Source organism: Candidatus Symbiopectobacterium sp. 'North America', assembly GCF_015762685.1.
In the GTDB taxonomy this organism is placed as follows: Bacteria; Pseudomonadota; Gammaproteobacteria; order Enterobacterales; family Enterobacteriaceae; genus Symbiopectobacterium.
On sequence record NZ_PEHF01000084.1, the window covers coordinates 77458 to 98097 of the forward strand.

Annotated in this window: 11 protein-coding genes and 7 pseudogenes; 11 read left to right on the forward strand and 7 right to left on the reverse strand. The window is 54.3% G+C overall.

Annotation, left to right across the window (positions count from 1 at the left end; genetic code table 11):
- The first annotated feature begins 40 nt into the window (after positions 1–40).
- On the forward strand, positions 41–766 hold the full coding sequence (gene gntX, locus CS369_RS17575; RefSeq protein ID WP_196908105.1) for a DNA utilization protein GntX: 726 nt from the start codon (positions 41–43) through the stop codon (positions 764–766).
- Positions 767–838: 72 nt separating this feature from the next.
- Positions 839–1414 (forward strand): Fe-S biogenesis protein NfuA, encoded by a 576-nt coding sequence (gene nfuA, locus CS369_RS17580; RefSeq protein WP_196908106.1) that lies wholly within the window; start codon positions 839–841, stop codon positions 1412–1414.
- A gap of 52 nt (positions 1415–1466) precedes the next feature.
- On the opposite strand, the pseudogene malQ reads toward nfuA, so the two are convergent.
- The 4 genes and pseudogenes from malQ to glpG all read right to left on the reverse strand — a co-directional run bounded on the left by malQ (position 1467) and on the right by glpG (position 7707).
- Positions 1467–3564 (reverse strand): annotated as a pseudogene (gene malQ, locus CS369_RS17585) (4-alpha-glucanotransferase).
- A gap of 10 nt (positions 3565–3574) precedes the next feature.
- A pseudogene (malP, locus tag CS369_RS17590) lies at positions 3575–5983 on the reverse strand (maltodextrin phosphorylase).
- Positions 5984–6026: 43 nt separating this feature from the next.
- Complete coding sequence (locus tag CS369_RS17595) at positions 6027–6785, reverse strand: DeoR/GlpR family transcriptional regulator (protein WP_196908107.1); 759 nt, start codon at positions 6783–6785, stop codon at positions 6027–6029.
- A gap of 94 nt (positions 6786–6879) precedes the next feature.
- Positions 6880–7707, reverse strand: coding sequence for a rhomboid family intramembrane serine protease GlpG (gene glpG, locus CS369_RS17600; RefSeq protein WP_196908108.1), 828 nt, complete (start codon positions 7705–7707; stop codon positions 6880–6882).
- A gap of 255 nt (positions 7708–7962) precedes the next feature.
- On the opposite strand from glpG, the gene rbsK reads away from it, so the two are divergent.
- The 3 genes and pseudogenes from rbsK (at position 7963) to CS369_RS17615 (ending at position 11654) form a co-directional block, all read left to right on the forward strand.
- A complete protein-coding gene (gene rbsK / locus CS369_RS17605; RefSeq protein ID WP_196908109.1) occupies positions 7963–9174 on the forward strand; it encodes a ribokinase in 1212 nt (403 codons plus the stop codon).
- Positions 9175–9221: 47 nt separating this feature from the next.
- Positions 9222–10145 (forward strand): dihydrodipicolinate synthase family protein, encoded by a 924-nt coding sequence (locus tag CS369_RS17610; protein ID WP_196908110.1) that lies wholly within the window; start codon positions 9222–9224, stop codon positions 10143–10145.
- Between the two features lie 209 nt (positions 10146–10354).
- Positions 10355–11654, forward strand: a pseudogene (locus CS369_RS17615) (MFS transporter).
- Positions 11655–11697: 43 nt separating this feature from the next.
- Here the strand turns inward: CS369_RS17615 and glpE are convergent.
- A complete protein-coding gene (glpE, locus tag CS369_RS17620) occupies positions 11698–12030 on the reverse strand; it encodes a thiosulfate sulfurtransferase GlpE (RefSeq protein WP_196908111.1) in 333 nt (110 codons plus the stop codon).
- A gap of 222 nt (positions 12031–12252) precedes the next feature.
- On the opposite strand from glpE, the pseudogene agp reads away from it, so the two are divergent.
- Positions 12253–13495 (forward strand): annotated as a pseudogene (gene agp, locus CS369_RS25290) (bifunctional glucose-1-phosphatase/inositol phosphatase).
- A gap of 369 nt (positions 13496–13864) precedes the next feature.
- On the opposite strand, the gene ulaR reads toward agp, so the two are convergent.
- Positions 13865–14620 (reverse strand): HTH-type transcriptional regulator UlaR, encoded by a 756-nt coding sequence (gene ulaR / locus CS369_RS17630; protein WP_196908112.1) that lies wholly within the window; start codon positions 14618–14620, stop codon positions 13865–13867.
- A gap of 177 nt (positions 14621–14797) precedes the next feature.
- A pseudogene (gene ulaG, locus CS369_RS17635) lies at positions 14798–15862 on the reverse strand (L-ascorbate 6-phosphate lactonase).
- A 411-nt stretch (positions 15863–16273) separates the two neighbouring features.
- Here ulaG and ulaA point away from each other — a divergent pair.
- The 5 genes and pseudogenes from ulaA (at position 16274) to CS369_RS17665 (ending at position 20430) form a co-directional block, all read left to right on the forward strand.
- Positions 16274–17658, forward strand: a pseudogene (ulaA, locus tag CS369_RS17640) (PTS ascorbate transporter subunit IIC).
- A 16-nt stretch (positions 17659–17674) separates the two neighbouring features.
- A complete protein-coding gene (gene ulaB / locus CS369_RS17645; RefSeq protein ID WP_196908113.1) occupies positions 17675–17983 on the forward strand; it encodes a PTS ascorbate transporter subunit IIB in 309 nt (102 codons plus the stop codon).
- A gap of 9 nt (positions 17984–17992) precedes the next feature.
- Entirely contained in the window at positions 17993–18886 is an 894-nt protein-coding gene (gene ulaC / locus CS369_RS24690) for a PTS ascorbate transporter subunit IIA (protein ID WP_280514822.1), read from the forward strand.
- Positions 18887–18896: 10 nt separating this feature from the next.
- Positions 18897–19757 carry an L-ribulose-5-phosphate 3-epimerase gene (locus CS369_RS17660; RefSeq protein WP_196908114.1) on the forward strand — a complete coding sequence of 287 codons (861 nt, stop codon included), beginning with the start codon at positions 18897–18899 and terminating at the stop codon, positions 19755–19757.
- A 35-nt stretch (positions 19758–19792) separates the two neighbouring features.
- A pseudogene (locus tag CS369_RS17665) lies at positions 19793–20430 on the forward strand (L-ribulose-5-phosphate 4-epimerase).
- Positions 20431–20640: the final 210 nt, after the last annotated feature.

Genomic DNA, 20640 nt, shown 5'->3' on the forward strand with positions numbered 1-20640 from the left:
TCTTCCTGCTAGCCGTTCGATATGTTGTTGAGAGGCTACTATGTTAACCATCGGTGCTAACTGCTGGCTATGCCAACAACCGCTTTATCATTACCACCACGGTATTTGTTGCTATTGTCAGCGCCATCTTCCTGCTCCACCAGTATGCTGCCCGCGCTGTGGGTTAACCTCCGGAAATGCCACGTTGCCGTGCGGCCGCTGCCTGTATCGCTCACCATGCTGGCACAGCCTGACGTTTGTCTCCGATTACTGCCCACCGTTCACCACACTATTGAAACAGTTCAAATTCCACGGACGCATCGAACTCGGGCAGGTGCTCGTGCGACAGATGTTACTGCGCTGGCTTAACGTATATCGCCTTGCTCCTGAACGCGTTGAGAAACCCGATGTACTGCTCACCGTGCCGCTGCACCGCCGTCAGCGCTGGCGACGCGGCTTCAATCAAACCAAGTTACTGGCCCAGCCTTTGGCCCTTTGGCTGCGCTGTCGCTATCATCCGCATGCGCTCAGGCGTGTGCGTCATACGCCTCTGCAACAGCACCTGTGCGCATCTGAGCGGCGCTACAACCTGCGTCATGCGTTTGCCTGCGACCAGGATCTCTCCGGGCTGCGGGTGGCGCTGGTGGATGACGTGGTGACCACCGGCAATACGGTGACAGAGATCTGCTGCGTTTTACAGGCGCAGGGTGCCGCGCATATTCAGGTATGGTGCCTGTGCCGCACGCTGCGTGAGCGCCTTTGTTGCCATAAATGGCATTTACCGTGAATGAATTGGAGTTAACGCCACGATGGGCGTATTATGACCGATAAGCGTAGTCAACTATTGAGTTAACCCACTATGATCCGTATTACCGACTCTGCACAAGACCACTTTGTCAAACTGCTGGTAAAACAAGAAGAAGGCACACGAATTCGCGTCTTCGTTATCAATCCGGGCACGCCTAACGCTGAGTGTGGCGTTTCCTATTGTCCGCCGGATGCGGTGGAAGCCTCCGACACTGAACTCAAGTTCGAGAAGCTTTCCGCCTACGTGGATGAACTGAGCGCACCTTACCTGGAAGATGCTGAAATCGACTTCGTTACCGATCAGTTGGGCTCTCAACTGACGCTGAAAGTGCCTAACGCAAAAATGCGCAAAGTGGGTGACGATGCGCCGTTGATGGAACGCGTGGAATATGTGCTGCAATCCCAGATCAACCCCCAATTGGCCGGGCACGGTGGTCGTGTAACACTGATGGAAATCACCGATGGTGGCTTGGCTATCCTGCAATTCGGCGGCGGTTGCAACGGCTGTTCAATGGTCGATTACACGCTGAAAGAAGGGATCGAGAAAGAGCTGCTAGAGAAATTCCCTGAGCTGAAAGGCGTGCGCGATTTGACAGAGCACCAGCACGGCGAACATTCATACTATTGATCCACTGATCGCCATACTCCCCACGTCCCTATGGGGAGTATGCCTCAACCCATCAACGCTCACTGGCTCCACGCGCCGTTTGAGGCGGCAACGCCAAACCACGCCGTAGATCAAGATCGCGAATCAAACGTTCCAGGTGACGATCGCTGAATATTGACGTCACCGTTCTGCTCAGCTTGCGCCGCCAGTTAGGGTATTCGCGCGTGGTGCCGGGAATATTGACCGGTGTCGCCATATCCAGCCAATCTTCAAGTTGCAACCCCAGCAAGGCTGTCCGCCAGGTAACGCTGCACACCACGGCTCAGTTGCGTGCCCATCGCGGTTAACGCCGCATTGCGACCTACGCGCTGCGGTAATAGCTGATACTGATGCAGCGCATCGAGCAAGCCCTGCTTGGCGTTGTCACGCTGTTCAATCTGCTGCTGCAACGTGCATTCATCGGGATAAAGGCCAAGTTCTTTGCCCAATGACAGATCGACGTTTTGCCAAAAGCCGCGCAACGTGGGCAGATCGTGTGTGGTAATCGTCGCCATCGACTGGCGCGGATAGTCGAGTGGAGCCCGAAAGTGATTGTGCTCATCCTGTTGAAAAAACAGCACCTTGTAAGAGTAAACGCCGCTGTCGCGCAGTTTATCCACAATCTCGGCCGGTACCGTCCCCAGATCTTCACTCACGACCAGACAGCGCTGGCGTTGGCTCTCCAGCGCCAGCACAGCCAGTAAATCATCCAGCGGATAATGTACATAGGCACCGCGCGTAGCGGGCTCGGCTTTGGGAATCCACCACAGGCGCAGCAGCCCCATCACGTGGTCGATACGCAATGCGCCACAGTGCGCCATGTTGCTGCGCAGCACATCAATAAACGGCTGATATCCCTGCGCCTGCATCACGTGTGGGTTCATCGGTGGCAGCGACCAGTTTTGCCCCTACAGCCCCAGCGGATCGGGCGGCGCACCGATGGCGGCCTCCAGGCAGTAGAGCCGACGCTCATCCCAGGTTTCCGCTCCGCCCTGCGCCACGCCCACGGCCATGTCCCGGTATAGGCCAATAGGCATCCCGAGCTGTTTACTGTGCGCAAAACACTCAGCCAGTTGCTCGCTAGCCACCCATTGCAGCCAGCAGTAAAACGTAATCTCGTGCTCATTTTCCTGACAAAACGCTTTCACCGTGTCGCCATGCACATCGTGATAACGCTTTGGCCACTGCTGCCAATCGCCATAATTCTCAACCTGACGTTTGAGCCAGGTTTGCAACGCATCAAAGGTGGCTTGTCGTTGCAGGCTTTGTCCACCGTTGACCACAAATTGACGAAATGCGCTGACGCGCGGATCGAGCACGCTACGCGTCTTGAAGAAGTCGTATGCCAGCCGCAGTGCGGCCAGTTTTTGCGCCATCACACCGCTGTAGTCAACCCAGCGTCCGGCACGCAATGCCGCGAGTTGACGCTGGGTGTCATCCTGTCGCCACCAGGCTTGCGCCTCTTTGCTCTGTTGAAAATCATCAATACGGTTGACGTTGATATAAATGATGTTCAACCAGTGACGGGAAGAGGGGCTGTAAGGACTGGCAGCCTCGGGGTCGGCAGGATAAAGCGCATGCAGTGGATTCACGCCGATAAAGGCGCCGCCGCGCCGTGCCACTTGCTCCACCAGTTGGCGCAGATCGCCAAAATCGCCAATCCCCCAATTATCCTGCGAGCGCAGCGTATAAAGCTGCACGTTAACGCCCCACCAACGTTTCCCCTGGGTTAAGGACTCCGGCTCATAGCCACGCTGCGGCGCAACAATCACGCGGCAGGTCCAGCGCTGTTCACCGCGCATCAATATCAGTTCGTGATACCCCAGTGGTAAAGCATCCGGCAGCAGCAGTTCACTGCCGCCCGTGACGTTGCCCTGAACCTGCCCCCCGTTTTCATACATCAGTGTCCAACCAAACTCGCCGTCGCCTGAGAGGGGAATCAGCACAGCCTTGCCCTGACGAAAAATCTGAACCGAAGGCAGTAGTGCGTTTTCACAACCGCTCGTTGCCATCATGGTCAGCAGTTGTTTTTTCACCGCAACATCGACAAGGTGCGTTTTACCGTATGCATCAGTATAGGTATCGGCAACGCCGACAGGAGCGGACTTCGGGTTATCTACCTTGAATGACATCTTCCTTTCCTCAACAGCGCGCGTGCCAGATGCGCGTCTGATAATCATGAATCGCCCGATCGGCACTGAAAAAACCCATTCGCGCGGTATTTAGCACACACCGTCGCGTCCATTCCTCCGTTTCACGATACAGCGCATCCACACGCTGCTGCGCCTGGCAATAAGGCGCAAAATCGGCCAACAACAGATAGGGGTTGCCCTTATCCAGCAGGCTTTCAAGCAACGGCGCAAACGCCGCTTTGTCGCCGTGGCTAAACGCGCCGCTGCCCAGTTCATCCAGCAATGGGGTCAACTGCGGCACCTGCTTGAGCACCACACGCGGATCGTAGCCCTGTGACAGCACGCTTTTAACCTCATCCACCGTATGCCCGAAAATAAACAGGTTTTCTTTCCCTACTTCCTGCGCCATTTCCATATTGGCACCGTCCAGCGTCCCCACTGTCTGCGCACCGTTTAATGCCAGCTTCATGTTCCCGGTGCCATAGGCCTCTTTCCCGGCGGTGGAGATTTGCTCTGACACATCGGCAGCGGGAATGATTCGTTCCGCCAGCTACACACGATAATCTGGAATAAACAGTATACGCAAACGATCTCTGACATGCTTATCCCGATTAATCTTCTCCGCTACGCTATTAATGGAGTAGATAATATTTTTTGCCAGCACATATCCAGGTGCAGCCTTAGCCCCGAATAAAAAGACGCGCGGAACTATATCCAGATGCGGGTTATCACGCAATTGGCGGTAAAGTGAAAGAATATGGAGCAAATTCAGGTGCTGGCGTTTGTACTCATGCAAGCGTTTGATCTGCAAGTCAAACAGGGCGTGAGGGTCCAGTTTTATCCCCAGATTCTGGCTTACCCAGTTTGTCAGATTTTCTTTATTTTGCTGCTTGATGGCGCGATAACGCGCCCGAAACGCAGTGTCATCGGCGTAAGGTTCGAGCTCACGCAAGACGGGTAAATCCGTGGCCCAGGCCGTTCCAACCGTTTCATCCAGCAGTGCCGACAGCGCCGGATTACACTGTTTTAGCCAGCGGCGTGGCGTAATGCCGTTCGTCACGTTATGAAATTTTTGCGGCCAAAGTTGGTGGTATTCTGGAAACAGATCGCTCACGAACAGACGCGAATGCAGTGCTGCCACCCCGTTAACGGCAAAGCAGACCACCACGCACAGGTTTGTCATGCGCACCTGATGCTGATAGCGAATGGCGACACGCGGCCAGATATGCTTTGCCTGTGCTCTCCACTGTTGTTCCACCTGCGCTTTGAAATGCGTATCAATGGTGTTGATAAGATCAAAATGGCGGGGCAGCAGGCGACGGAACAAGCCATCATGCCAACGCTCAAGCGCTTCTGGCATCAACGTATGGTTGGTATAGGCAAACATACGTTGGGTGATACCCCACGCCTCATCCCAACCCAGATGATGTTCATCCAGTGACACGCGCAACAATTCCGGAATAGCCAGCGTCGGGTGCGTGTCGTTGAGTTGAATCACCTCCCACTCTGGCAGCGCTGACAACGTCCGCCCAGCCTGAAGGTGTCTACGCACAATGTCCACGATGGCGCAGGCACACTGAAAATATTGCTGCATCAGGCGCAGACGCCGACCGGCGGCATGGTTGTCATTCGGATAAAGCACTTTCGTCAGACTCGCCGCTGACACACCGGCGCGCTCCGCGTCCAGATAGCGCCCGGCGTTGAATGCCGTGAGATCAAAAGGGGTTTCCGCGGTAGAGTGCCAGAGCCGCAACACCTGTACCACGCCATTTTGATAGCCCAACACCGGCACATCGCGCGCCTCACCGCAAAAATAAAAGGCGGGTTGACATGTTTCGGCCTCTCTATCGCGCCGTTCGATAGCGCCACCGAAACCGACCTTCACGCTCAGTTCAGGCTGCGGTCGCCCCCAAGGGTATGCATCGCGCTGCCAGTCATCAGGATACTCATGCTGCTGGCAGCCCTCGAAATGTTGGCGGAACAGGCCGTACTGATAATCCAGCCCATAGCCCATCGCCGGTTGCCCCACCGTCGCCATCGCATCCAGAAAACAGGAAGCCAGACGCCCTAACCCCCCGTTACCCAATGTCGGGTCAGTCTCGCCTTCCAGCACATCGCTGAGGTTAAGCCCCTGCTTTGCCAGCACCGCTGCCACGGCAGAGTGCCATCCCAGGTTAATCAGGTTATTGCCGGTGAGGCGACCCGGTAAAAATTCCATTGAGAGGTAGTTGACATGACGGCCTGGCGGCGAATCGGGAGGGGTTATCGGGTGAGCGGCAAGCTGTTCCGCCAGCGCTGTACTGACGACATGCCACTGCTGCTGGGCGCTGAGGCAGGTCAGCGCCGCCACGCCATAGTGTTGTCGTTGGCGGTGCAATGCAGAAATAAACAGCGTGTGGTTGAATGACAGCTTTCCCATCGTGCCTCTCCCCTGTTATCAATCAGAAAAAGGCACGTCTGGCTCAGCACAACTCCAACTGCACCTTATGTTGTTCAATGATTTTCATTACCCTGGGTGGTGGTAGTTGATCGGTAAAAAGATAGTCGATCAGGTCCATGTTGCCCAGATTCACCATCGCATTGCGACCGAATTTGGAGTGGTCGGTGACCAGCATGACGCAGCGGGAATTCTCGATAATCGCCTGTTTGGTGCGCACTTCATGGTAGTCAAACTCCAGCAAGGAGCCATCCATGTCAATGCCGCTGATGCCGAGGATGCCAAAATCCAGACGAAACTGAGAAATGAAATCCAGCGTCGCTTCACCCATAATGCCGCCGTCCCGGGTGCGCACTTCACCGCCTGCCAGAATCAGCCTGCAATCCTCTTTTCCCATCAACAGCGTCGCCACGTTCAGGTTGTTGGTGACGACCCGCAGATCCTTATGTTGCAACAGAGCATAGGCAACCGCTTCTGGCGTTGTCCCGATATCTATAAACAGCGTAGCACCATCCGGGATTTGGTTGGCGACTTTACGTGCAATACGTGCTTTTTCATCTGACCACATCATCTTGCGATCGTGGTAAGCCGTATTCACCGAGCTGGAAGGCAGTGCCGCGCCACCGTGGTGGCGATGGATCTTGTTCTGCTCCGCCAGATCGTTAAGATCCCGGCGAATCGTTTGCGGACTGACCGCAAAATGCTCTACCAACTCTTCGGTACTGACATATCCCTGCCGACGCACAAGTTCAATGATGGCGTCGTGCCGCTGTGTTTGCCTCACGTTGTTCCCCTAAAACAGGTTTCCACTCAACCCTCAGGTTGAGACTTCTCTGTGCTGTTGGCAACGCTTACCCCGTAATGCTACCGGGTTGCGATCATGCTTTTTTCTGCTGAGTATCCCGAAAAGCCAGCACCAACCCAATAACCAGACCCACGATGTGCGCGGCATTAGCAATGCGTAGATCTAAAATATCGAAATATCCGGCGATCAACCACAACAATGCGAAGGCCATCAATCCGCGCTGCATGAACAGCGGGCCCGACGGCACACGTTCACCATATAGCCAGACGTAGCCCATCAAGGCGTACACTACACCGGACAGGCCACCGAAATAGATGCCACTGAAGAATGATTGTATCCAGCCGCTGGCAACCGCAGAGAGCAGCGCCAAGGTCAGTAGCTTACGCGTCCCCAAAATTTTCTCTACCGGCCCGCCGAGATACCACCACCACATCAGGTTAAACAAAATATGCAGCAAGGAGAAATGCAGGAGAGCGTGGCTGAACCAGCGCCATAGCTGGCCTTGTTGTCCTGCATCTGGGTAAGAGAGCCACACCATGGCACGATCGTTACCGAATATTGTCATCCACAGATAAACGACAATGCAGGTAATCATCACACCCAGCGTCAATGGTCCGGCGCGCTGCTGTAACGTCTGCAAATAAGAGAAACGTGCATAGCGCAGGGGCGAAGAGGTTGATCCCGCCTGCCAACTGGCCGCTTGATAACGCGGATGCATCGGGTCATGAATGAACACCTCAAGCGCCTGCTGTACTTCGGCCAACCGCGCCTCATCGTCCAGCCAGAGTTCCGCTTCTTGCCCAGAGAAGCGTAACTCCAGTTGAATATTCTGCGTTTGCATATAGTCGACAAACGCCTGTGCCAAGCGTGGCTGAGATAAGGCTGTTAGGCGAATTGCCATCGTGGTTTATCCGTTAGCAAATTGATTTGTCATAAAAATATCACATCGTTTTATTAAGAGGGTTGAAATATTGTTCTGATAAACCGTCGGTTTACCCTGACGCCCGCGCCACGAATACCGCTGTCGCTGTAAAGTGGTTATATATCAATAATATACATACTTCCGTTTGCTTCCGTTTTGCCCATTATCCTATGACAATAGTCACTTTTTAACCATAGCCGCTCCTTTAGGCTCATATCCAGCAGCGAGGTGACCATGTTCTTGGAAGAAAGACGTAATCAAATTCTGGCTTATTTAACCAAATACGAACGTGCCAGTGTTGATTATCTGGCCACCGCATTTGCCGTGAGCAAAGAGACGATCCGCAGCGACCTGAACGAGTTGGCGCGCTTGAATCTGGTTCAGCGCTGCTACGGCGGTGCAATTATTGTGCGGCGCAGTTTGCAATCTGAGCTGATTGCCCCCCGCAGTGAAAATTTTGAAGTACTGCTTAAGCGACTGGAAAAGCAGATCCGGCATCAAACCAGCAAACAGAAAGGAAACAAGATGAACGGCAAGGTGTGTATTTTAGGATCGTTCAACGTCGATATCGTCGCCAAGGTGGCGCGTTTTCCCAAAGGCGGCGAATCGATCATGGCGCAGGGCAGCGCCCTCGGCCCCGGCGGTAAAGGAGCCAATCAGGCGATGGCCGCCAGTCGGGCAGGTTCACAGGTCTATTTTGTCACCAAGGTAGGCACCGATCAGTTCAGCCAGTTTGCCTACGACCATCTGTCGTCATCGGATATTCACGCGTTCAAGCTGTATCAATCCGATACAGAGCCCACCGGAAACGCCATCATTTATGTCTCACAGCAAAACGGCGAGAACATGATCGCCATTTATCCCGGTGCCAATCAGACCATCACCGATGATGAAGTGGCGGCCATCGCACCGGAATTAACCACGTCAGACGTGCTGTTGGTGCAGTTGGAGAATAACTTTTCCGCCACCCTGAACGTCATCAAGCTGGCGCATGCGCTGGGAAAAAAAGTGATCCTCAATCCGGCGCCCTACTCCAGCGAGATACTGCCCTATCTGAATTATCTGGACGTGATCACGCCCAACGAAACGGAAGCGTCACTGCTATCGGGTATCGACATTCAGGATTTTGACAGCACCAAAGAAGCCGCGCTGAAAATCGCACGTATGGGTGCCAAGCGCGTCATCATTACCATGGGATCGCGCGGTGCGCTGCTGTATGACGGCCACCAGTTCCAACACATTCCGGCCTTTCCGGCACTCGGTGTGGATACCACCGGCGCAGGGGATGCCTTTAACGGTGCCTTTGCCGCCGCACTGGCCAACGGACAAAGCATGGTGCAGGCCGCGACCTACGCATCCGCCTTTGCTTTCTTGGCGGTCGAGCGGGAAGGTGCCTCAAACATGCGAGAACATCAACAGGTTATCGCACGTTTATCACAACGTTAATGCCTGCGGGCCCGCGCCCGCACAGTCTGTATTCGGAGAAACAAAAAATGAAAAAAATCGATGGTATCGTCCCTGTCATGCTTACACCGTTCACCGAACAGAACGACGTAGACTATCCCGGCCTGGCCAACCTAATTGACTGGTATCTGGAAAACAAGGTCGATGCGCTGTTTGCCGTATGCCAGTCCAGTGAAATGCAATTCCTGACGCTGGAAGAACGCGTGGCGGTGGCCCATTTCGTTGTCGACCATGTGAAAGGCCGTGTGCCAGTGATCGCCTCCGGCCACATCAGTGACGACCTCGGCGCACAAATCGAAGAGCTGTCTGCCATGGCGCAAACCGGCATCGATGCACTGGTGCTGGTGACTAACCACCTCGATCCGCAGAAAACCGGCAGTGACACCTTCTTCAGTACGCTGAACAGCCTGCTGGAGGTTCTGCCAGCCTCACTGCCGCTGAGCCTGTATGAGTGCCCGGCACCGTATCGCCGCCTGCTGAGTGACGAAGAGCTGACCTATTGCGCCAACACCGGCCGTTTTGTGGTGTTGAAAGACGTAAGCTGCGATCTGGACACCGTAACCCGTCGCGTCAAGCTGGTGCAGGACACCCCGCTTAATATCATCAACGCTAATGCACCCATTGCCTTCCCGGCGATGAAAGCGGGCTCACGGGGTTTCAGCGGCGTGTTCACCAACCTCCACCCAGAACTGTACGTGTGGCTGTATCACCACCATCAGGAAAACCCCGCACTGGCAGATGAACTGGCTGATTTCCTGTCGCTGGCCGCCGTCACTGAAACGCTGGGCTATCCGAAAAACGCCAAGATTTACCATCAACGCCGCGGCACCTTTGACAGCATTCACTGCCGGGTCAACAAGGATGAAGTGCTGGAGAAATTCTGGGGATTGACCGTGATCCTCGACCAGATTCGTCACGGCACCGCGCATTATCAGAAAAAAGTTGCGCAATAAAAAATAACAACAACGAGCGGGAATACCTCGTGATTCCCGCGACGAAAAATAAAAAAACCAGCGGATTTTCAGCATGATCGTGTGTGACCAATCTGATTGGGCGCAGGAACAGCACGCCCTGCATCCTACATCAACGTCCTTACAGCCAGACTCACGGCGAATCGTTTATTCGCAGATTTCTCTCAGCCTGCTCACGGAAAATAAATAAAATGAAAGAGACAATATCGTTATCTCAACCTGCTGCTGTTGCACCACCAATGCAAAAAATATCCCGTTTGAGTTGGAGCATTATTCTGGTGTTGCTGATCGCCGCCGTGGTGAACTACCTCGACCGCGCCAACCTCAGCCATCGCCAACACCACGATTTCGAAAGAGTTCGGCTTTAGCTCCACCCAAATGGGCCTGCTGCTTTCGGCCTTTCTGTGGCCCTATGCGCTAGCCAATCTGCCTGCGGGCTGGCTGGTCGATAAATTCGGGCCGAAAAAAATGTTTTCCTGGGCACTCGGCCTGTGGTCAGGCTTCACTATCCTCGCGGGTTTCGTTAACGGCTATTCGATGTTCTATGGTCTGCGAATGATGCTAGGCATCTCTGAATCACCGTTTTTTACCTCAGGCATCAAGATCACCCATCGCTGGTTCTCCAGCAATGAACGTGGACTTCCCACTGCCATCATCAATACGGGCTCACAGATCGCCAACGCCGTTGCGCCGCCGATCCTGACCATCCTGTTGTTGACGCTAGGCTGGCGCGGCATGTTTATCGCCATCGGTTTGGCAGGTATTCCGATTCTGCTGGTGTGGCTGAAGCTGTACCGTAACCCGACGCCCGCAGAAGAAGTGCAGATCCACGGCGAAGCGGAAGCCGCTGAGACGCAACAAGCGAATCAACCCAAAGCAAGCTGGGGCTCTCTGTTCAAACACAAAACCACCTGGTTCATGATTCTGGGGAACTTCTCCATCATGTTCACCATTTGGGTGTACCTGACCTGGCTGCCGAGTTACCTGGAGAGATCGCTCGGTTTCAGCCTGATGAAAACCGGCTGGGTGGCATCCATCCCGTTCTTTGCCGGGATCATGGGGGTGTTGGTGGGTGGCGTGATTTCCGACCGGTTGATTCGTCGCGGTACCAACACCATTACTGCACGTAAAATCCCGATTGTGTGCGGTGCTGTACTGGCCGCCTGCTTCGTGGCACCGATCCCCTTCGTGCACGACACCACCTTGTGTATCGCGCTGCTGTCGTTGGGTTATTTCTGTTCTCAAATGCCGTCTGGGGTTATCTGGACGTTGGCAACGGATATCGCATCGAAATCGCAGGTGGCTTCAATGAGTGCTATCCAGAACTTCGGCGGATTCCTCGGCGCGGCCAGTGCGCCGATCGTCACCGGCATTATTCTTGATACAACGGGCACCTTCACCAACGTCTTCCTGTTTGGTGCCTTTCTGTTAATGCTGGGAGCCATCAGATACGGCTTCTTTGTGAAAAAGCCGATTCAGGCTGCGGAATAACCTTGCTCTATCCCGACGCGTCATGGCGTCGGAATGTTCCACTTCACGCGTTGTCCGACGCTGACGCCACATCTTGCGGAAAATCGCGCTGCCAGGCTTCATAGCCGCCATCCACGCTGTACACCGCCTCAAACCCCAGGCTCAACAGATACTGTGCCGCATTACGGCTGCTAATGCCGTGATAGCACATCACCATCACCGGCTGATCGAGCTCTGCTTCACGCACAAAATCAGACAGCGTTTCATTCGTCAGGTGCACCGCCTGCGGCACATGTCCGGTGGCGTAACTTTGCGCATCGCGGGTATCCACCATCACGCCGTGTTTCTGCCAGCGCTCATGGGCTTGCTCAATGCTAAGACACTCAAACTGTTCCATACGAATACCACCTCGGGACAAAGAAAAAGGGCATGACGGCACAGCGCACGCCAATATGAGAGAGATGCTACTGTTTCAGTAAGGTAAGTCAATCGTCACATTTCTGTAATAAAATATTTTTCGTTATGCCAAAAAATAGCCATGATGAGAAACATCGCGTTTTCACGCATCCGTTACGCGAGTCAGGCGCACACATGCTATTCACTCACCAGGAGCATTGCTATGTCTTTACAACGAAAAGTACTGTTTTGTCTCCCGCTGTTACTGCCCGCAGCGCTCACTTTCCCAGCTGCCGCACAGGATGGCTACACACTCGAACAGGTCGTGGTGTTTAGTCGTTACGGCCTGCGCGCGCCGTTAGCCAGCCCGAGCAGCGCGCTCGGCAAGGTCACGCCCGATGCCTGGCCGCAGTGGGATACCCCTAGCAGTTACCTGACCACGCGCGGCGGCGTACTGGAAGCCTATTTCGGCCACTATTTTAGCGAATGGCTGGTAGATAACCGCCTGCTGGCTGCCGATACCTGCCCGACGGATAAAGACGTCTCGTTCTATGCAAACAGTCTGCAACGCACCATCTCCACCGCACAATATTTTGCAGTGGGCGCGTTCCCCGGCTGTCTGGTGTCGGTGGTGCACAAAGAAAAATTGGGCACGATGGATGCCACCTTTAACCCGATCATCCGCAACGACAGCGACACGTTTAAACAACAAGCCATCGATTCCATTAATCAAAAAGCCGGTGAAGGTGGGGTGAAAGGGCTTAATGAGCGACTGAAACCGGTGTATCAGCAGATGGCCGAGAAAGGATTCCGCTAACTGCAAGCAGGATAAACAGTGCGACCTGATGGCACAGGAAACTGACGTGAAGATTGAGGCCGGCAAAGAGCCGGGTGTGGTTGGCCCGCTGAGAACCGGCACCTCGATTGCTGATGCCTTTATCTTGCAATACTACGAAGGCACACCGATTAACAAAATCGGCTGGGGGCGTATCAAAGATGAGAAGCAACTGGCTGATTTGGTGTCGATCAAAGAGTACTACAACAGCGTAGTGTTTAGCGCCCCGGTGGTTGCCAAAGCCGTCTCGGCCAATCTGGTCAAAGCGCTGGCAGGTTCATTTGGCGAGCAGCAGCCCAAATTCACCTTCCTGGTCGGTCACGATTCAAACGTTGCATCGCTGTTCTCCGCACTGGGCGTGAAACCGTACCATCTGCCGCACCAATTGGAAACCACGCCGATCGGCGGCAAGGTCGTGTTCCAACGCTGGCGCAATAACGCCAGTAACAAGGCGCTGTTGAAAGTGGAATACGTGTACCAATCGACTGAACAGCTCGCTACGTCAGCACCGCTGAACCGCGCCAATCCCCCGCAGCATGTGACGCTAACGTTTAGCGAGTGCCCGACCAACGACAAAGGCTTCTGCCCATTTGAGGATTTCGAGAAAATTACCAAGGCGCTAACTCAGTAACGATCCTGGTAGTGTGTTTAAAGGTAACGCCAAAAGCCGATGCAGAAGATGTGGTTTGGTCTTTTGCTCGCGTAAAGAATCACGCTGAGGCGGGCGTGGCCGCCGGATGAGCCGCATGGATGCGGCGAAAGTTCCCGCCGCGTCTGGAACGCGTCGGGAACGGCCCGATCAGCGGACACGAACGCCGAAGGCACCGCGTAGCGGCGTGATTTATCGCGAAAAGCCTGGAGCCACGAGGCGACGGCGATTGAGCGCCTCGTGTCGGGCGCGCAACAACGGCTGCAGAAACTGGCGTTGGTAAGCGCGCACGAAATACTCACGCTACTGACAGAAATACAAGGATAATTCAGTGTCCCAGTATAAGACTTATTATACGAGTATCACCTCAACACCTTGCGCTCGCAGTTGCTCTACGATAGTGGCGTCAGCCTGCTTCCCAGTGATCACCACGTCAATCTGATCGGCACGGCTGAACAGCATGCCCGCACGTTGGCCCACTTTGCTGCTATCCACCACCACCGCCAATTTGCCGACGTAGCTCAGCATCTTTTGCTCCGCCATCGCCGTCAGCATATCGGTTTTGTACAGCCCTTCCGGCGTCAGCCCTTTGCCGCTGGTGAACATCCAGTGACCGGCATACAGGCTCGCATCCCCTTCCTGAGGCGCCAGGGTGATCGACTGGCTCTTGTTGTATTGCCCGCCCATGATCACCACGCTTTCGTGCTCTTGCTCAATCAGGAAATTCGCCAATGGCAGATAATTGGTAATCACCTGAATATCACGCCCGACAATCTCACGCTCCAGCAAAAACGCCGTTGATCCACAGTTAATCACCACGCTTTCACTGGGGTTGCACAGCGCGGCAGCCGCCTGTGCGATACGCATCTTCTCATCCAGATTCTGCGCCTGATAGATATTGAACGGCGTCCAGGCCGGGCGCGGTAGGTTAACGGCTTCAGCGCCGTTGCGCACTTTGCGCAGTTTGCCCAATTCATTGAGTTTGTTGATGTCGCGTCGCGCAGTGGCGGGAGAAATGTCAAAATTCACGATCAGATCGGAGACGGTGAGTTGCCCCTGACGTTGCAGAAAATCAATGATGGCATGATGGCGCTGAGATTCAGTCATAGGTCGTCCGGTAACAAGAAGTGGCGCGTCATGGCGTCGACGTGAAAAGTTTACATCATAATTTATCATAAATGCGCAGCAATCATCATATGCCCTCAATAATTCGAGTCGAAGTATGACGGGCATAGCGCGACGTGTTTGCCACGCTGCGCACTAGATCGCAAATTACATCGCGAACTACAGGAAAGATTTGAACGGCAGATCGGGTTCTATGGTGAAGCAGTCGTCAAAGCCGCGCGGGTAGTGGTATTCCAGATTATCTTTATCCAACGGCCAGGTAAATTTGCCACCGACTTGCCAGATAAAGGGTTTGAAGCCGTATTGCAGGCGGTCTTTTTTCATCTCCCACAGCACGCGAATTTCCTGCGGATCGGCCTGAAAATTCGACCAGATATCATGGTGGAAAGGAATAACCACCTTGGCATTCAACGCCTCGGCCATGCGCAGCATATCCGCGCTGGTCATCTTGTCGGTAATACCGCGCGGGTTTTCTCCGTATGAGCCCAACGCCACGTCAATGTCATACTCATTGCCATGCTTCGCGTAGTAGTTGGAGTAGTGGGAATCACCGCTGTGATACAGATTGCCACCGGGGGTTTTGAACAGGTAGTTCACCGCGCGCAGATCCATGCCATCCGGTAGCACGCCCGCCGCTTTTTGTTCCATCGGCAAGGTGATCAATGTGGTGTGGTCGAACGCATATAAGACATTGATTTAAATATCTTTAATGCGGATCACCGAGCCCGGTTTCACCACGATGCAACGCTCGCGCGGCACGCCCCAGCCCACCCAGAGATCCACGCAGCTCTGTGGACCAATAAAGGGAACCTCCGGGCTGCAATTTTTCAGCACGGCGGCGGCGACATTGACGTCAATGTGGTCGTTATGGTCGTGCGTTGCCAAAATGGCATCCACCTGGCGGATGGCGAACGGATCCAGCACAAACGGCGTGGTGCGCAAGTTAGGTTGCAATTTTTTCACCCCGGCCATGCACTGCATCTGGTGCCCGTTTTTCATCAAGGGGTTACCGTGACTCTGCTTGCCGGTGCCACACCAGAAGTCGACATAAATATTGGCCCCACCCTCTGATTTCAACCAAATCCCGGTACACCCCAGCCACCACATGGCGAAGGTGCCGGCGGCAACCTGCTCTTGTTCGATCTCTTCATTCAACCAGGTGCCCCATTCCGGGAAGGTACTCAGGATCCAGGATTCACGGGTAATGGTTTCTATCTTGCTCATGGCGTGACCTCATCATTAATCGGTAATTAAATAAATCACAAGTAATCACAAAAAAGATTAAATACGACAACTTTACGCCAATCTATCACCATTAAATCGCACTGACAATCACTTGAAGTGATAAAAAATCATTAAAATTCACATCAAGATCAAATAACGCAAAACACAAAAAAAACACAAGACCATTAATAATATACAAAAAATAAAACATGATTATTGAATGATCTTAAATGTCATGAGAATTGCGAGTTTAATCACAAACAATCAACAAAAGTCTCAATGCGATTACTAGTGATTACTGAAGTACCTACGCCCGGTTATGTCAGCCACAGCGTCGCTCCCCCGTAAGCAGCCGTGATGGCAGGCAATAGCAGTAAAACGGTAACAATAAAAAATCGATTGGAGTGTTCTATGGAAACTCTCTACAACATCTTCACCATTTTCTTTAATCAGGTCATGACCAATGCCCCCTTGCTGCTGGGCATTGTGACCTTTCTCGGCTACTTGCTGTTGCGCAAAAGCGCCACGGTGATCATCAAAGGCACCATCAAGACGATCATTGGCTTTATGCTGTTACAGGCAGGCTCCGGCATCCTGACTAGTACCTTCAAACCCCTGGTCGCCAAGATGTCCGAGGTGTATCACATCAACAGAGCCATCTCTGACACCTACTCCTCGATGATGGCCACCATCGAACGCATGGGCGACGCCTACAGTTGGGTCGGCTGGCGCTGACACTGAACATTGTGTATGTCCTGCTGCGCCGCATCACCGGCATTCGCACCATTATGCTCACCGGCCATATCATGTTTCAGCAGGCGGGTTTGCTGGCGGTGTTCTTCTATATTCTCGGTTACCCGATGTGGACCACCATCCTGTGCAGCGCCTTGCTGGTGTTGCTCTATTGGGGGATCACCTCCAACATGATGTACAAGCCGACGCAGGAAGTGACCGACGGCTGTGGTTTCTCCATCGACCACCAACAGCAGTTCGCCTCCTGGTTAGCCTACAAGCTCGCCCCCTATCTGGGGAAAAAGGAAGAGAGCGTCGAAGATCTGAAGCTGCCCGGCTGGCTGAATATCTTCCATGACAACATCGTCTCCACCGCCATCGTGATGACCGTGTTCTTTGGCGCAATCCTGCTGTCGTTCGGTATCGATATGGTGCAGAAGATGGCAGGCAAAACCCACTGGACCGTCTATATCCTGCAAACTGGTTTCCAGTTCGCCGTTGCTATTTTCATCATCGTGCAGGGCGTGCGCATGTTCGTTGCCGAACTGTCCGAAGCCTTTAACGGCATCTCTCAGCGTCTGATCCCCGGTGCCGTGCTGGCGATCGACTGCGCCTCCATCTACAGCTTTGCCCCCAATGCCGTGGTATGGGGCTTTATGTGGGGCACCATCGGTCAGTTGATCGCCGTTGGCATTCTGATTGGGATTGGTTCGCCCATCATGATCATCCCCGGCTTTATCCCGATGTTCTTCTCCAAAGCCACCATCGGCGTGTTTGCCAACCACTTTGGCGGCTGGCGCGCGGTGCTCAAGATCTGTCTGGTGATGGGGATGATTGAGATTTTTGGCTGCGTATGGGCGGTAAAACTCACCGGAATGTCGGCCTGGATGGGCATGGCGGACTGGTCAATTCTGGCACCGCCGCTGATGCAGGGCATGACGCTGGGCCTGTGGTTTATGGGCGTGGTGATCCTCATCGCGGTGGCCTACATGTACTTTGCCAGCCGCTCACTGCGCGCTGAAGAAGATGCGGAAAAACAACTCGCGCAAACCACCGCGCAATGACGCTGGAGAAAGCACCATGACAGTTCGGATTCTGGCCGTATGCGGCTGTGGGCAAGGCAGTTCCATGATCATGAAGATGAAGGTGGATCAGTTCCTGATCCAACAAGGGGTGGCACACACCGTCAACAGTTGTGCCGTCGGAGAATATAAAGCAGAGCTGAGCGGCGCAGACATCATTATCGCTTCAACCCACGTGGCGGATGAGATTACCGTGAGCGGCAACAAATATGTCGTCGGCGTGCGCAATATGCTCTCTGCCGCCGATTTTGGTCCCAAGCTGATGGAGGTGATCAACGCCCACTTCCCTCAGGATGTCAAAGCGTAAGGAGTTTCCATGAAGCTGTGCGATTCTCTGCTGGAAAACCGGTCAATCCGCCTGCAAGCGGAGGCCGCCACCTGGCAGGAAGCGGTCAAAATCGGTGTCGATCTGCTGGTAGCGGCCGATGTGGTCGAGCCGCGTTACTACCAGGCGATTCTCGATGGCGTAGAGCGTTTTGGCCCCTATTTTGTAATAGCTCCCGGTCTTGCCATGCCCCATGGCCGCCCGGAGGAAGGGGTGAAAAAAACCGGCTTCGCGCTGGTGACATTAAAAACCCTGCTGCCGTTCAACAATGAAGATAACGATCCGTTGGATCTGCTGATCACGCTGGCCGCCGAAGAGGTGGACATTATCGAAGTTGGCACCATTTTATGTGTGGATGAAGGGGTGCGCGCCGTGCGCGATCTGAAAGCACTCTATCCCCACAAGATTGTATTGGCCGATGCCAAGATTGCCGACGCGGGGAAAATCCTGTCACGTATGTGTTTTGAAGCCAATGCCGACTGGGTCACGGTGATCTGCTGCGCGGACATCAACATTGCAGCAGGCGCCCTGGCGGTAGCACGCGAATTCGACGGCGATGTACAGATCGAATTGACCGGCTTCTGGACCTGGGAGCAGGCGGAAGCCTGGAGCACGGCAGGGATTCAGCAAGTGGTGTATCACCGCAGCCGGGATGCGCAGGCCGCTGGCGTCGCCTGGAGCGAAACCGACATCAGCGCCATCAAGCGTCTGGCCGAAATGGGTTTTAAAGTCACCGTCACTGGCGGTCTGGCGCTGGACGATCTGCCGCTATTTCAGGGCATGCTGATTCACGTCTTTATCGCCGGACGCAGTATCCGCGATGCGGCCAGCCCGGTCGATGCCGCCCGTGAGTTTAAACGCCGTATTGCCCAACTGTGGGGCTAAGGGAAGTAACATGCTGACAAAAGCGGTGCTGCTTGGCATCTACGAAAAAGCATTGCCCCCCGGCGAAGATTGGCTGGCACGCTTACAACTGGCGCGCGAACTGGGCTTTGATTTCGTCGAAATGTCGGTGGATGAAACCGATGAGCGCTTGGCCCGACTGGATTGGGATCGGGAACAGCGTCTGGCGTTGGTCAATGCTATCGCGGCCACCGGTATTCGGGTGCCTTCCATGTGCCTGAGCGCGCACCGCCGCTTCCCACTAGGCTCACAGGATGACGCCATTCGCGACCAAGGGCTCACCATCATGCATAAAGCGATCGCGCTGGCGCAGGATGTGGGGGTTCGCGTGATTCAGTTGGCCGGTTACGATGTCTATTATCAGGAGGCCAATGAGGTAACACGTGAGCGTTTTCGCGACGGCCTGCAACAAGCGGTAGAAATGGCGAGCCGCGCACAGGTCACACTGGCGATGGAGATCATGGATTACCCCCTGATGAACTCCATCAGCAAAGCGCTGGGCTATGCCAACTATCTGAACAACCCGTGGTTCCAGCGCTATCCCGATATCGGTAACCTCTCGGTCTGGGATAATGATGTGCAGATGGAGCTGCGCTCAGGCCAAGGCCACATTGTCGCTGTGCACGTAAAAGATACCCGCCCTGGTGTCTTCAAAAACGTGCCCTTCGGCACTGGTGTCGTGGATTTCGAACGCTGTTTTACCACTCTGAAAGAGAGTGGCTACAGTGATCCTTATCTGATTGAGATGTGGAGCGAGAATGCCCCCGACCCCATCAAGGAGGTGCTCGCAGCGCGCGACTGGGTGAAACAGCGCATGGAACGCGCCGGTTTGCACGTGGAGGAAGCCGCATGATAGCGCAACTGAAGCAACGGGTATTTGAAGCCAATATGGCCCTGCCTCAGCACGGTCTGGTGACGTACACCTGGGGGAATGTGAGTGCGATCGACCGCGAGCGCGGTCTGGTGGTCATCAAACCCAGCGGCGTTGCCTATGAAGTGATGCGGGCCGACGATATGGTGGTGGTCGATTTACAGGGCAATCTGGTTGAAGGGCATTATCGCCCTTCCTCGGATACCCCCACGCATCTGGAGCTGTATCGCCGCTACCCGCAAATGGGAGGTCACTCCACCCACGCCACCGCCTGGGCACAGGCCGGGTTAGACATCCCTGCGCTCGGCACCACGCACGCCGACTATTTTTTGGCGACATTCCCTGCACCCGTCCGCTGACGGCGCAAGAAGTGGAGCATGAGTACGAAAAAAATACCGGTGTGGTCATTGCCCAGACGCTGGGAGATCGCAATCCGCTGCACACACCCGGCATGATTGCCTACCAGCATGGGCCGTTCTGCTGGGGCAAAGATGCAGAAGAAGCGGTGCACAATGCGGTGGTGCTGGAAGAAGTGGCGCGCATGGCCTGGCTCGCCTGCACGCTGAACCATCATCTGCGCGCGCTCGACAGCGCATTGCAGCACAAGCATTTTAATCGCAAACACGGCCCGAACGCCTACTACGGGCAAAAATAACGCCTCAACGGTCATTTCTCGCCAACGCGAGAAATGACCGTATTCTCTGCCAATTACGCGCCCTTCCTCGCACCAATCCCCTATACTTTATGTGACAAGCTTCAACAATATGTTATCTGCATCACGCTTAAATGTTTTTATTTGGTTAATCCTTGGCTGTAGTGTTTGTTTTCGATTATGATAATGCTCGAAAACGAACATTTTGACCTT

Bases quoted from the DNA above. Each gene is read 5' to 3' on its own strand.
- gntX (WP_196908105.1), top strand. From the start codon at position 41: ATGTTAACCATCGGTGCTAACTGCTGGCTATGCCAACAACCGCTTTAT.
- nfuA (WP_196908106.1), top strand. From the start codon at position 839: ATGATCCGTATTACCGACTCTGCACAAGACCACTTTGTCAAACTGCTG.
- glpG (WP_196908108.1), bottom strand. From the start codon at position 7,707: ATGGCAATTCGCCTAACAGCCTTATCTCAGCCACGCTTGGCACAGGCG.
- rbsK (WP_196908109.1), top strand. From the start codon at position 7,963: ATGTTCTTGGAAGAAAGACGTAATCAAATTCTGGCTTATTTAACCAAA.
- CS369_RS17610 (WP_196908110.1), top strand. From the start codon at position 9,222: ATGAAAAAAATCGATGGTATCGTCCCTGTCATGCTTACACCGTTCACC.
- glpE (WP_196908111.1), bottom strand. From the start codon at position 12,030: ATGGAACAGTTTGAGTGTCTTAGCATTGAGCAAGCCCATGAGCGCTGG.
- ulaR (WP_196908112.1), bottom strand. From the start codon at position 14,620: ATGACTGAATCTCAGCGCCATCATGCCATCATTGATTTTCTGCAACGT.
- ulaB (WP_196908113.1), top strand. From the start codon at position 17,675: ATGACAGTTCGGATTCTGGCCGTATGCGGCTGTGGGCAAGGCAGTTCC.
- ulaC (WP_280514822.1), top strand. From the start codon at position 17,993: ATGAAGCTGTGCGATTCTCTGCTGGAAAACCGGTCAATCCGCCTGCAA.
- CS369_RS17660 (WP_196908114.1), top strand. From the start codon at position 18,897: ATGCTGACAAAAGCGGTGCTGCTTGGCATCTACGAAAAAGCATTGCCC.